The sequence below is a fragment of the Kribbella sp. NPDC051718 genome (genome assembly GCF_040681515.1).
Taxonomy (GTDB): Bacteria; Actinomycetota; Actinomycetes; order Propionibacteriales; family Kribbellaceae; genus Kribbella.
In genome coordinates, this window is sequence record NZ_JBFAYZ010000002.1 from 345,673 (window position 1) to 360,062 (window position 14,390).

The 14,390-nt window shown below is 68.4% G+C and carries 4 protein-coding genes; all 4 read right to left on the minus strand.

Features of this window, described 5'->3' with window-relative positions; genetic code table 11:
* Nucleotides 1-3: 3 nt before the first annotated feature.
* The 4 genes from treY to AB0M15_RS08310 all read right to left on the minus strand — a co-directional run bounded on the left by treY (nucleotide 4) and on the right by AB0M15_RS08310 (nucleotide 14,389).
* Nucleotides 4-2,409: a malto-oligosyltrehalose synthase gene (treY, locus tag AB0M15_RS08295; protein ID WP_363815302.1), complete on the minus strand. Its 2,406-nt coding sequence runs from the start codon at nucleotides 2,407-2,409 to the stop codon at nucleotides 4-6.
* On the minus strand, nucleotides 2,406-4,523 hold the full coding sequence (gene glgX / locus AB0M15_RS08300; RefSeq protein WP_363815304.1) for a glycogen debranching protein GlgX: 2,118 nt from the start codon (nucleotides 4,521-4,523) through the stop codon (nucleotides 2,406-2,408). Before glgX ends, treY begins: the two co-directional genes overlap by 4 nt.
* 63 nt (nucleotides 4,524-4,586) lie before the next feature.
* Entirely contained in the window at nucleotides 4,587-5,333 is a 747-nt protein-coding gene (locus AB0M15_RS08305) for a hypothetical protein (protein ID WP_363815306.1), read from the minus strand.
* A complete protein-coding gene (locus AB0M15_RS08310; RefSeq protein ID WP_363815308.1) occupies nucleotides 5,330-14,389 on the minus strand; it encodes an RHS repeat-associated core domain-containing protein in 9,060 nt (3,019 codons plus the stop codon). The genes AB0M15_RS08305 and AB0M15_RS08310 overlap by 4 nt, the downstream gene beginning before the upstream one ends.
* Between the last annotated feature and the right edge of the window lies 1 nt (nucleotide 14,390).

A 14,390-nucleotide genomic window follows, 5' to 3' on the forward strand; every position in this document is an offset into this window, starting at 1 on the left:
CCATCAGCTCCTAGTGAGTAGTGCCACCGGTAGTTCTTCCAGCAGCTCGTGAATGCGAGCCGAACCACTACCCACCGCGCGACCGGTCAACACGTCCTGCCAGTCCCCGTCGGGTAGTACGACCATGCTGTCGCCCCAACCGCCGAGCCGATGCAGTGCGACCGGCAGACGGGTAGCGATCGTCACCACCGAGTCACCCCGGCAGAAGGCGACCGCATGTCCGCTGGACGTGGGAAGGGGCTTGTAGCTGCCGGCGAACGCCTCAGGGTTCTGGCGGCGTAGTCGCAGAGCCTTCGCTGTGACGAGGAGCTTCTCTTCGGACAGGCCGTGCGGACGGGCGCCGGCGTCAAGGCGAGCAAGACGATCAAGGCGCACCGAGTAGTCCACTGGCCGGCGGTTGTCCGGGTCGACCAGGGAGAGGTCGACCAGCTCGGTGCCCTGGTAGACGTCGGGCACCCCCGGCATGGTCAGCTGCACCAGCTTCTGCCCGAGGGTCGCCGCCCGTACGTACTCCGCCTGCCCAGCAGCAAAGTGCTCGATAGCCGCCAGCACGCTTGAGTCCGCCAACACCCCAGTGATGAAGGCGGCCACCTGCGACTCGTACTCCGCGTCCGACGACGTCCAGCTCGTATGCCGCTTCGCCTCCCGGACAGCCTTCAACACGTAAGCCTGCAAGCGTTCCTCGGCGATCGGCCCATCGGCCCAAGTACCGAAGAGCGTCTGCCAGACCAGGTACTCCGTACTCCCGTCCAGCCCCGAATCGCGATACGGCTCCGACAACGTCCGCCACGACCGCACCGCCTCCGTCCAGGCCTCCGGTTGCTCGGACAGCACCCCCAACCGCGCCCGGACATCCTCCGACCGCTTGGTGTCGTGCGTGGACAGCGTCGTCATCGTCCGCGGCCAGCGGTCGTTCAGCCGCGCAGCGAACGCATGGAACTCCTCGGGCGACACCCCGAAGTGCGACGGATCCCCACCCACCTCGTTCAGCGACGTCAGCCGAAACCAGCGGTAGAAGGCGGTGTCCTCGATCCCCTTGGCCATCACCGGCCCACACGTCTGCTGGAACCGCACGATCAGCTCGTGGCGAGCATGCTCGTCGATGCGACTCGCAGTACCGGCCTCACGCCCCAGCAGCAGGTCCCGCACGAGCTCCAGCGTCTCCTGCTGGTCCTCGTCCAGGTTGCGCCGAGCCAACTCGGTCGCGTGCTCCATCGCATGGACAGCAGTCTGATCAGGCTGCTCACCCGGTACAACGTAAGCCCGGTACCGATCGAAGTTGACCAGCAGCTCGACAACCACCTCGTGGAACGCGCGGCGAGTGTGGTCGCGCAGGCGCACGTCGTCCTGGCAGATGCGCGCCAGTAGCTCCACGAGTCGGTGCACCTCGGCGTACTGGCCGTGCTTCACCACCTCGCGCTTCGCCTGCTCCACTACCTGAGCGAAGTCGGCAGGCTCGCCGGTGAGCTCCGAGTGGAACGCAGAGAGCGGTGCTGCTCCAGCAGGGTCGACGAAGAGCCCACCGACGCGCAGCAGTGCGTCGTAGCCGGTAGTGCCTGCACAGGGCCAGTCCCCAGGCAGTTCTTCAGAGCCCTCGAGGATCTTCTCGACTACTACCCAAGCACCGCCAGTACGCTCGGCCAGGCGGCGCAGGTAGCCGCGCGGGTCGGCCAGGCCGTCCGGGTGGTCGATCCGGAAGCCGGTGAGCTTCCCCTCGTGCAGTAGCGAGAACAGCAATTCGTGGGTGGCCTCGAAGACCTCCTGGTTCTCCACGCGGATGGCGGCCAGGGTGTCGACGTCGAAGAACCGCCGGTAGTTCAGCTCCTCGTCAGCGACCTTCCAATGCGCCAGCCGGTACCACTGCTCGGTCACCAGCTCGGCGATCGGCAGGTTCTCGGTGCCGGGGCGCAGCGGGTACTCGTGGTCGTAGTACCGGAGGACGTCGCCGTCGACTGACAGCTCACCGTCGGCGAGCACCTTGCCGATCCGCTGGCCGAGCACTGCCATCAGGAGCGGCTGGTTGCCCGACCCCCAGTCGACGTCGAACCACTCGGCGTAGGGCGAACCCGGGCCATCCCGTAGTACCGACCACAGAGCAGCGTTGAGCCGCGCAGGGGTCGGCACCGCCACATGGTTCGGTACTACGTCCGCGATCGCCCCCATGCGATGGTCGGCCAGCCGGACCGCGAGCCGGTCGAAGGCTGGTCGTCCACCGGCCGGCTCGGACAACCTGCTGTGGTCCACGACGTCGTACCCGTGGGTGGAGCCCGGCGCGGCCTGCAGGATCGGGGACAGGTAGATGTGCGAGATCCCGAGGCTGTGCAGGTACGGGACGACCTCGGCAGCGGCGTCGAAGCCGAACTCTGCGCGGATCTGCACTCGATAGGTAGCCTGCGGGACCGCACTCACTGCGCTGCCTGTCGCGGCCTCGTCAGCACGAGCATGCCGTGGTCCTCGAGCCGGACAGTGGTCCCAGCGGCGTGTTCCAGCTCCTGCGCACGACCTGTCGGCCTGACAGTGTCCACGACCACCGACCAGGACTCGCCGTACTCCTTGGCGGGCAGCAGGAAGTCCTCGGCCTCGTGGTTGCTGTTCAGCAGGATCAGGAACGAGTCGTCGACCACCGGCTCGCCGCGGGGGTCCGGCTCGGAGATCGCGTCGCCGTTGAGGAACACCGCTACCGCACGGGCGTCGTCGCGGCTCCAGTCGGCGTCCTGCATCTCCTGGCCCTCAGGGGTGAACCAGACCAGGTCGCCCAGCCCGTCGACGCCTTGGTCGCCGTGGAAGAACCGGCGGCGCCGGAACACCGGGTGCTCGTTGCGCAACCGGACCAGCTGACCGGTGAACTCCAGCAGATCCTGCTGCTCCTCGTCGAGGTCCCAGTTCACCCAGGCGAGCTCGTTGTCCTGGCAGTAGACGTTGTTGTTGCCCGACTGGGTCCGGCCCTGCTCGTCGCCGTGTGCCAGCATCGGCACACCCTGCGAGATCAGCAAGGTGGCGAGGAAGTTGCGCTGCTGCTTGGCCCGCAACTGCCGGACCGCCGGGTCGTCGGTCTCGCCCTCGACCCCGCAGTTCCAGGACCGGTTGTGGCTCTCGCCGTCGTTGCCGCCCTCGCCGTTGGCCTCGTTGTGCTTGTCGTTGTACGAGACCAGGTCGCGCAGCGTGAAGCCGTCGTGCGCGGTGATGAAGTTGATGCTCGCCAGCGGCCGGCGGCTGTCGTCGCGGTACAGGTCGGACGAGCCGGTCAGCCGGGAGCCGAACTCGGCCAGTGTGTACTTCTCCCCGCGCCAGAAGTCCCGCACGGTGTCGCGGTACTTCCCGTTCCACTCGGTCCACAGCGGCGGGAAGTTGCCCACCTGGTAGCCGCCGTCGCCGACGTCCCACGGCTCGGCGATCAGCTTGACCTGGCTGACCACCGGGTCCTGCTGGACCAGGTCGAAGAAGGCCGACAGCCGGTCCACTTCGTGGAACTGGCGGGCCAGCGTCGACGCGAGGTCGAACCGGAAGCCGTCCACGTGCATCTCGGTGACCCAGTAGCGCAGCGAGTCCATGATGAGCTGCAGCACGTGCGGGTGCCGCATCAGCAGGCTGTTCCCGGTGCCGGTGGTGTCGTAGTAGTGCGTCTTGTCCGAGTCCACCAACCGGTAGTACGCGGCGTTGTCGATGCCCTTGAAGGACAGCGTCGGGCCGAACTCGTTGCCCTCGGCGGTGTGGTTGTAGACGACGTCGAGGATCACCTCGATGTCAGCCTCGTGCAGCGCCTGCACCATCGTCTTGAACTCGGTCACCTGCTGGCCGCGGCCGCCGAGCGACGAGTAGGCGTTGTGCGGGGCGAAGAAGCCGATCGTGTTGTAGCCCCAGTAGTTCGACAGGTTCCGCTCCTGCAGATGCCCGTCCTGGGCGAACTGGTGCACCGGCATCAGCTCGATCGCGGTCACCCCGAGCTCCTTGAGGTGCTCGATGATCGCCGGGTGGCCGATCGCGGCGTACGTGCCGCGGATCTCCTCCGGCAGCCCCGGGTGGGTCTTGGTCAGGCCCTTGACGTGCGCCTCGTAGATCACCGTCTCGTGGTACGCGTGCCCCGGCGGCCGGTCGTTGCCCCAGTCGAAGAACGGGTTGGTGACGACCGACAGCATGGTGTGACCGCGGTTGTCCATCGTGTTCAGCTCGTCGGGCTTGGCGAACCGGTAGCTGAACAGTGACTCGTCGGTGTCCACCTGCCCGTCGATGGCCTTCGCGTACGGATCGAGCAGCAGCTTGGACGGGTTGCACCGGTGCCCGTTGGCCGGCTCGTACGGCCCGTGGACGCGGTACCCGTACCGCTGGCCGGGCTGCACCGCGGGCAGGTAGGCGTGCCAGACGAACCCGTCCACCTCGGTGAGCTGGACCAACTGCTCCGACCCGTCGTCGCCGATCAATGCCAGGTCAACTTGCTGAGCAACCTCCGAGAACAACGCGAAGTTCGTACCGGAGCCGTCGTACGTGGCTCCGAGGGGATAGGGACGACCAGGCCATTTCTGCACCCGATGACGGTACCCACCCCTACCCCCAAGTGCGGAGCCATGGTGCGTTTCCGTACCGTGAATTCACTCGGCGGACCCGGAAAGCGCCTCTCCGAGCGCGACCGAGGCAGCGGCCAGCGCCTTCCGGTCGACCGGGGCCGGCGACTCGGCGAACGGGTGCCAGCCCGGAAAGAACTCGCCCGCCGGCCACTGCACCCCCGGCAGAGCCGCCTTGAACCGGGCCTGTACGCCGTCCGGCAGCGCCGACCCGACGAACACGACGCTCCCGACCGGAGCACCCGCCCGCAATGCGCTTGGGGTCGGCAGCGTCTCCTCGACCCCGATCGCTCCGTACATGGCTCCAGTACTGACCGTGAGCTCCCGCAGTACGCCGGTCGCCCACGCCGCGAGCCGGCGAGCCGCCTTCCGGTCGCTCGCCTTCCAGGTGGAGTCCGGAAGTCCGAGCCGGTCGGCGGCCAGCGACACCGCCACCGGGTGGGTCTCCCCCTCCGTACCGAAGAGGTGCTCCACGACGACCGTGCCCCAGCCCTTGACCCGGTAGCCCGCCTTGAGCGGCCGCAGGATCGGATCACCGCCGTGCACAGCCGTCTCGAAGGCGCTCGCGCCGAGCTGTGCCGTCGAGCGGTCGTCCAGGTCCTGCAGCATCGCGTACTGCTGCCCGCGGGGCGCCGACTCGACCACCCCGGCCGGTACGCAGCCCGCAGCCACCACGACGTCGCAGGCTCGCCCGAAGACCGACTCCTCGTCCTCGGGCGACCACACTGCGACAGTCAGGTGCGGTGGTTCCGGATAGAGCGCGTCCTTGCTCACTTGCCCAATAGTCGCAGCATCGCGGACACCTGCTTGTTGTTGGGTACGAAGGCCGTCACCAGGTCACCGGTGGTCCGGTCGAACTGGGCGACGAACCACTTGCCGTCGATCCGGGCCAGGTGCGCCTGGGTAAGGGTCGAGCCGCTCGACCAGGGGAACACCTTGCCGCTCTGCGACGCCCGCTGGATCAGCGCGCTCCACTCGCCCATCTTGCTCGCTCCGACCTCACGGCCGAACCACTGCTCCGCATGCCGCCCGAACGAGTGCTGCAGGCCGCGCGGGGTGATCCTCGGGATCACGCACGCGTTGTGCACCAGCAGTTCGTCCGGACCCACGTGGTAGGTGTGGATGCCCTCGACGCTGAGGTTGTACGCCGTCGCCTGCCGCGCGCCGGCGGTCCTCAGCCCACCGATCGTGAAGCGCCTGCCATCGGCCGACTGGACCTGGTCGCCCCGGTCCAGTTCGGCGGCCGGCTCGAACCGCTGGTCGGTGGCGTCCCAGAACGGGTGGTTCGCGGTCGTCGTGACCACATCGCCGGCCACTTCGAGATCGATCACCTGGTCGGAGTGCTCGAAGACCTGGGTGACCTTGTGCGGCCCCTGCTCGCCGGTCTCCGGATCCGTCGCCAGCACCTCGTCGCCGACCTCCACCTGCGAGATGGGCTTCTTGGAGCCGTCGGCCATCAGTACCAGCGTCTCGCCGGTGAAGCTGCAGGCCTTGGCCGCCGTCTCGGCCGCCTCGTCGAGGTACCGGGCGAACGGCCGGGCCGAGCGCAGTCCCACGCTGAGGAACCTGCCGACCCCGAACATCAGCACGCCGTCGACACAGCCCTTGGCCAGCCCGCGCAGGTAGTCGCCCGCGGAGTGCTTGCGGCCGAGCAGCGCGCCCGCGACGGTGTTGATGATCGCGCCACCAGCACAGGCCGCGACGATCTGCGGTACTGCGCCACTGGGGTCCGTGGCGTCGACCGGGTCGCCGTCGACGTACGAGTAGAGGTTGGGCCCCGCTCCTTCGAACCCGGCCGGGTCCTCGGACAGGAAGCGGCCGGTACCCGGCTCGTACCACCTGGCACGGTTGAACTGCAGACCTGCCGGCGTACCCGGCCCGGACTCGCGCCCTGTGTAGCGAACAGGGTTGGCGTCGCCCGCAAGGCTGGAACGCGCCTTGCCATACAGGTCGTACGTGTACTCCGCGGCCACTGTCCCAGTGCCGGGGGCCGTCCTCGCCACCACCGATCCCTGCCGGTCGGTGAGCAGTGCCGAGGCGCTGCCCGTCCCGTCCAGCCCGTCGACCCGGGCAGCCGCCGAGTCGGTGGAGAGCCCGGACAGGTACGTCGCGTCGGCAGCACCCGGGCCGTCCTCGACCAGAACGTTGTCGCCGTCGTACCGGAGGTTCCAGGTCTCGCCGCCGACAGTGGCCCCGATGCGACGCCCCAGTGGGTCGTAGCGCATCTGTGAGGCCCCCACTGCGCCCGTGGTCGACGTCATCTCGCCCCGGGCGTTCCATGCGTACGTCGAGGTGCCGTCGTCGGTCAGGTTGCCTTCCGGGTCATAGGTGCGGGTGACACCGTCCAGCGACGTCAGCCGGTTGGCCGGATCGAACACTGCGGACCCGACCGGCGACGGCAGGTCGGCACGAGCCCACGAGCCGCCAGTACGGTCCAGCTGGCCGGCAGCGTCGTAGTGATAGGTCAGGTCACCAAGCACTTGCGCGCCGGACGTGAACGTCAACCCGGTAAGGCCTCCAGCGAGGTCGTACGAGGAGGTACGCACGACCCCACCCGGCAGCGTCTGCGTCTTGAGCCGCCCGGTCGAGTCGTACCCGTACGACGCCACGACTGCCCCACGCGTGACCTTGGTCAGCCGATCCGACTTGTCGTACTCGTAGCCCGTGTCGGGCAACCCCGGCACCTTGAGTGTCTTCAACCGGCCCGTGTCGTCCCACTCGCGCGTGATCGTGCCCTGCGGAGTCGTCTCGGTGGCGACCCGGTCCTTGCCGTCGTACGTGTAGGCGACCGCTCCGGCACCAGCAGTGGAGTCGGTGACCGACTCGAGCCGGCCCTTGTCGTCGTACGCCGAGACGAGCGTCGACTGGTACTGGTACGCACCCGGCGCACCGGTGCGGCCGTACCCGGTGAACACCTCCCGCTGCAGCTCGTCGTACCGGTACTCGGTCGTGAGCCCACGCCGGTCGGTGATCGTCTCCGGTCGCCCGAGCGCGTTGTAGGTGTAGGTCGTCTTCTTGCCGACCTGGTCCGTCAGTTCGTGCACCCGGTCCATCAGGTCGTACGACCAGCCGGTGATCCCGCCCCGGGCGTCCTTCAGCGACTCCAGGTTGCCGTTCTTGTCGTACGTGTACGTCGTGACCGCGCCGAGCGGGTCCTTGGTCGACAGCACCTGGTTGGCGGCGTCGTACTGCACGGTGGAGACGCTGCCGTCGGGCCCGACCGTCTCCTGCACCCGCCCGGCCGGGTCGACCCCGTACGTCGTCTTGCGGCCGAGCGGATCGGTCACCTCCGACGTCATGCCGTCCAGGTACTCGTACGTCGTCGAGCCGGCGCCGTCCGGGGTCTGCTTGGTCATCAGCCCGTCGTCGTTCCACTCGTAGGTGGTCTTGCGGCCCTCCCCGTCGGTCGTCGTCTCGACGTTGCCCTTGGCATCGAACGTGTAGCGGGTGGTGTTGCCCAGCGCGTCGGTGGTCGAGTCCATCGCGCCCTCGGGCCCGTTGTAGGTCGCTGTCTCCTGCTGTTGCTCCGACCCCAGCGTCACCGTGGTCGAGGTGGCCTGCTGGTTCGCGTTGTAGGTGCTGACCATCGACCGGCCATCGGTGTCGGTCGTCTTGGTCGGCACGTGGCTCGCCGGGTCGCGCTCCAGGCTGTAGCCCTGCTCGTTCGCGGTACCGGAGGCGCTGGTGTCCTTGACCAGGTATCCGGCCGCGTCGTACTCGACCACCCGCACGGCGCCGGCCGGGTCGGTGACGGTGGTCTTCACCACTTTCTTGCCGGTGCTGTCCAGCACGTAGTCGAACTTGTACAGCCCGCCATCGGCCAGCTTCTGCTGGATCACCCGGTTGTTGGTGTCGTACGTGTTCGTCAGGAACAACTGGTTCTTCGCGTCCGTGATCGTGGTCAGCCGCTTGGCCGTGTCCCACCCGTACGTCGTGACGCCGCCGTTCACGTCCGTCACGGTCTTCAGCAGTCCGGTGTCGTACGTGTACGAGACGGTGCGCCCGGCGTTGTCGTGGATCGCCAGAACCTGCCCGGCCGTGTCGTAGTCGTAGGTCAGCCAGAACCCCTCCGAGGAGGTGATCGAGACGATCGCGCCGATCTGGCTGCCGTACACGTTCTTCGCGATCCGCCGGATCGTCACGGTGTGGCCGAAGCGGTCCCGGATCCCTTGCAGCGGGGCCTCGTCGCCGTAGATCAGCACGGTGCCGTCGCGCAGCCGCAGATCCCAGCCGCGACCGTTCCACGCCATCGTGGCCCCGGCGAACTGCCCGGTGGTCCCGCGCGCTTCGAAAGCCGCGTCGGTGAAACTGGTCCCGGGCGAGGTCCGGGCGAAGTGCACCTGACTGCCGTCGATCAGGTTGAGATCGGCTTCCTGCCACTGCTTCTTGGAGGTCAGGAAGGTGTCGTACGTCCCGATCGTGCCCATCCCGAACGGCCGGGCCCGGCCGTCGCCCGAGCTGTAGGCACGCTCGGCCTCGATCGGGACGAAGCCACCCAGCGTCAGGTCGGTCTGCGTGTAGGTGAACCGCCCGGTGCCCAGGTCGACCGGGTCACCGGCCGAGCCGAGCGCCTCGAGGATGCCCTTGGTCAGGCCCTCCAGCCAGCCCGAGACGTTGATCATCGCGCCGTCGAAGTTCTCGATCGCGGTGTCGTAGTCGGGCCGGACCTGGGTTCCGTCGGCAGTGACCGTCCCGATCCCGTAGACCTCCCAGCCCTCGGCGTACTTCTCGTGGCTCCAGAAGTTGAGCCGGGTGCCGGGCTTCTGGTCGAGGTAGTTCGGGTAGTAGATCTTCGCCGTGCCGCCGTGCAGTTCACCGCCGGCGGGCTGGACCGTGAAGTACACCGGCACCTGGACGCCCTTGGGCATCGGGATCGGCGTCCGGTCGACCGGGATCGGCGTGATCCCGACCCGGGTGACCTTCTTGCCGTCGGCATCGGTGATCGTCACCCCGGCCGGGATGTGCACCTCCAAGCCCTTCACCTTGGGGGTTTTCAGCACCACCGCTTCCGTTGTCGGGCCCGCGATGCTGATCTCGTTCGCGGTGTCGAGAATCGGCAGGTACGGCTGGTAGAACAGCTTGTTCGCACCCTTGCGCAGGTTGACCTGCACATCGAAGTACCCGTACTTCGTCCGCCTGGTCGACGCCGTCCTGCCGTCCATCACGAACAGGAACGTGCCCTGCGGAAGACGCGTCAGGACGAACGAACCATCCGCCTTCGTCTTCAGCGCGCGATCGGCGACCCGGACCGTCACTCCTGCCAGCGGCTTGCCGTCGGTGCGCAGGATCCGCCCGGTCAGCGACGCGTCCCGCCTCCGCGGATAGACCGGTGGCGGTGGCGGCTCTTCCTCCTCCTCGACCGTCTTGGCAGCGCGAGTGGGAGCCACCGCCGGCTTGGCGCGCGGGAAGTCGCGCCTGTCCTCGAGGTTGGCGGCAGCCGCCGTCGGATTGTTGGCGACCGCGATCGTCGCAGTACCGGCGCTGAGCTCCGCCGGATCGACGAACAGCGTGTAGGTGCCCGCGGACGGCAGCGTGTAGGTCAGGTAGCTAGCGGCCGTCAGACAGGTCGAGGTGAGGTTGGTACCCGCCGAGTTGCGCAGCCGCAGGTAGCCGCCGCACGCCGGGTAGCTCGACGAGCTCACGGTGGCCTTGATCTTCTGGCTGGCCGTACCGGTGAACGTGATGGTGCCTGACTGGCCGACCACGGTCGTCATACTCACCCCGGCGCCGCCGACGGTCGTGGTCTTGGCGACATCGGCCGGTACGGAGTACACGCGGACAGTGGTCCGGGTGGTCACCATGTAGTCCGGGTCGACGAACAGTTGCCAGGTCCCCGCCTGGGCGAGGGCGAGCGTGTCGACCAGCATGCCGCCGTTGGACTCGTAGCAACTGGCCGTCTTCTCCGTGGTGCCGTCCGGCCGCAGCAGCTTGAAGGAGACGTCGTACTGCTTGGCGGCCCAGTCCACGAGGCTGCAACCGATCAGCACGCGCTGCCCGGCGGTCGCGGTGAACGAGACCGTCGCGTTCTGGCCGACCACGGTGTCGAAGGTGACCGCCGCCCCACCGATCGTCGCCGTCGGGGCAGCGTCGGCCGGTACGGCGTACAGGCCGATCGTCGCACCGGCGTTCGCGTTGAGCTTCGGATCCATCCGCACTGTCCAGTTGCCGCCGGCCGCGGCGGTGACGGTGTCGAAGAGCTCACCCTTGAAGGACGTGTAGCAACTGCCGCTGTCGGCCTTGGTACCGTCCGGGCGCAGCAACTCGAAGGAGATGTCGTACTGCTGGTCCGGAACGCTCAGCGTGCAGCCGACGTAGATCCGCTGGCCTGCCGTGACGGGGAAGACGACTGTGCCGTTCTGGCCCGGCAGCAGGTTCACCACCGGGCTGGAGCCGAGCGTCGAGTTGACCACCGGGTCCGCCGCGACCGAGACGGCCCGCAGGGTGGAGGTGAGCAGGAGTGCCCGGTTCGGGTCGGCCAGGACGGTCCAGGTGCCGGCCGTCAGCGCCCGGGTGTCGAACAGGATGCCCTTGTCCGACGAGGCGCAGTTGCCGGTCTCGACCTTCGTCCCGGCCGGGTTCAGCAACTGGTAGCTGACGTCGTAGTCGTGCCCGGTGATCGCGACGCAGGTGATCATCACCCGCTGGCCGGCCGTGGCCGGGAAGGTCATCCGGGCCAGCTGCCCCGGCTTACTGTTGCTGACGGCAACCGCCGCGGCGTCGACCGTGGTGGCGACGACGGCATCCGCTGGGATCGTGTTGACCGCGACGTCGATCGTGCCCGTCTGCGCGCCGGCCGGCTCGACCAGCAACAGGTACTCACCCGTCTGCGGCAGCGTGTAGCGGTCGGCCAGGTAGTCCATGAAGTAGGTCCAGGTCTGGTCCCTGAACAGGAACGAGCCGTCCGGACCGCGCAGGTCGACCTTGCCTGTCGCTGTCGACGTCAGCTGGGTGGCGACGTCGACATGGACCAGTTGCCCCTGCGTACCGGTGAACGTGACCGAGCCGGTCTGCCCTGGCTTGGTGATGGTCAGTCGCGCGGCTGCTCCGTCGAGCGTCGTGGTCGCGGAGATCGGCGCCGGGACCAGGTTGACCTGGGCGGTGTAGGTCCCGAGCTCGAAGTTGTAGGGATCCACGTCGACGGTGTAGACGCCGTCCTCGGGCAGCAGGACCGAGGCGAGGAAGCCGCTCGTACTGCCGTAGTACGAGTTGGTGGTGACCAGCTTCTGGCCGTGCGGACCCCAGAGCACGGCCCCGGAGGCCAGGTTGCTGGGCGCGGTCAGCGTGGTGAAGACGAGCTGGCCCTTGGTGCCGGTGAAGGTGAAGGTCGCGTGCGCGGGGGCGACGGTCGTCGTCAGGCTCGCGACCGGGCCGTCGATCGTCAGCGGCGCGGTGAGGTCGGCGCTCTGCCTGGCCACCACGGTGAAGGTGCCGGTCTCGGGGTTCCGCGGATCGAGCTCGACCAGGTAGGTGCCGTTGACGGCCGGCCGCGGCAGCTCGAGGTAGTCCTTGCCGCAGATCGTCTCCTCGGCGTACGCAGCGGTGCGGTCCGGCGCCCAGATGTGCGCTTCGTAGCAACCGCTGATCGTCTCGTCGACCTGGAACCCGAGTCGCTGCCCGGCGGTACCGTCGATGCTGAACAACGCGAGCTGGTTGGAGGTCGCCATCGTGATGGTCGCGGGGGCGTCGGGGGTGAGGTGCACCGAGGCCGCGACGTCGACGGCGAGGAACGGTGACGGCGGAACGGTCACCTGTCCGGGCGAGGTGACAGTGCCGGCACGGGTCCGGACCATCAGCTTGCCGGCCACGCCGAAGCCGGGCGCCCGGACGGTTAGCGTCGTCGCGGTCGCCGAGAGCACCTGCACCTTGGTGCCGTTGACCGACACGGTGTTGGCGGTGGTCGCCGGGGCGAAGTTGCTGCCGGAGACGGTCAGCGTCGCGCCACGGTCGACGATCGCAGGGCTGACACTCGTGACCTGCGGCGCGGCCAGCAGGGTGACCGAGCCGGCGGTGACCGTCGTACCGCCGACCTTCACCAGTGCCTGGCCGGTGGTCGCCCCCGCGGGCACGGTGACGACCAGGTGGTTGCGTCGCAACGAGGTGATCGGCGCGGTCGCGCCGCCGATGGTCACCACCACCTGCTCGGGGTCGAGTCCGAAGCCGGTACCGTAGATCTCGTAGGAGTCGCCGACGACAGCGGTCGCCGGGCCGGCCTGCGCGACGGACAGCTGGTTGGCAGGCAGTGCCTGGGTGGCGGTGATGTTGCCGACAGCGTCGTACTGGTAGGCGACACCAGCGCCGTCGGAGGTGAAGACAGCCTTGACCCGGCCTGCGGCGTCATGGGCGTAGAGGACCTCGCCACCCATCGGCACGACGGGCTTGGAGGCGGCAGACGCGCTACTGGTGCCCGCAGCGTTGATTGCCTGTACTGCGAAGGTGTACGGCGTGCCGTTGGTCAGACCGGTGACAGTGGCAGTACCGGTCGCGCCGACGGTGGTCTTGAGGTTGCCCGGGTTGGCTGTGACCGTGTAGCCGGTGATTGCGGCGCCACCGTCCTTCGGGACGGTCCAGCCGATCGTCGCCCGGCCGTCCGCGGCTGCAGCGGTGATTCCGGTCGGGGCCAGTGGAGCAGTGGCCTTCTTATAGTAGCCGCGCAGGCGCAGGATCAGCTTGGTCGCGCCGCTGGCGTAGAAGGTGGTCTGGCCGGCCGACGAGATCTTGAGGGTGTCGTGGGCAGCCGTGTTGGTGGCGTTGGCGTAGTACACCGAGGCGTCGGTCGGGCGGGTAGTACCGGCTGCGTAGCCGGTGAGGAAGCCTGCGGCGGTCGGGGCGGATGCGACCACGTTGGCGTCGACGGCGGCGACGGTCGCGGCGGCCGGTACTCCGTTGGCGCCCGCGAGGGTTGCGGTCGTGGTACCGGCTGCTGCCAGGGCGACGTTGTTCACGACGGTTGCTGGAGCGACCGGGACGTACGAGGCAGCTGCTGTGGTTGCGGTCGGCTTGGAGTAATAGCCGCGGAGGCGGACGGTCAGCTTGGTGGCGCCGCTGGCCGAGAAGGTCACCTGCCCGGCTGAGGACAGCCTGACCGTCTCGTAGTTGGTCTGGGCCTGAGTGACCGGGTAGTTCACGGCAGCGTCGGCCGGTGCGGCTTCGCCGGTCGGATAGGCCTTGAGGACGCCTGCTGCGGTCGGTGCGGCCGAGGTGACCTCGAGTGCGACAGCGGCGACGTCAGCGGCCGCGGGGATGCCGTTGGCGCCGGCGAAGGTGTAGTTGGTGGTCCCGTTGGCTGCCAGCGCGACGTTGTTGATCACCGTCGTCTGCGCGAGCGGGACGAAGGTCGAGCCGGCCGTCACGGCCGACGACGAGGTGAAGTACCCGCGGAGCCTGACCCAGACCTTCGACGCAGCGCTGGAGTAGACGCTGATCTGACCCGACGCGGACACCGGTACCACGTCATAGCTGGCCGTGTTGCGACCGGTGACGAAGTTGTTGGTGCTGTCGGTGGGGCGCGTAGTACCGGCGGCGTAGGTCTGGACGTAGCCGGCCGCGGTGGTCCCGATCGCGGTGACCTGGACGGCTACCGCGCTGACCTGCGCGGCGGCCGGGATGCCGTTGGCGCCGGCGACCGTGACCGTCGAGACGCCGGCCGCGGCCACCGCGACTCCGTTGATCACCGATGCGGGCGCGACCGGTACGAACTGACCAGCGGCCGGCTGCAGCTCAGGAGCCGCCACAGCCTGGGTGGTGCTCGCTGGAACCTCGGCGGCGGCCGGCCTGGCCGTGGCCTCCGGGACTACCAGAGACGAGGTGAGAAGCGAGGCGGAAACGAGCATG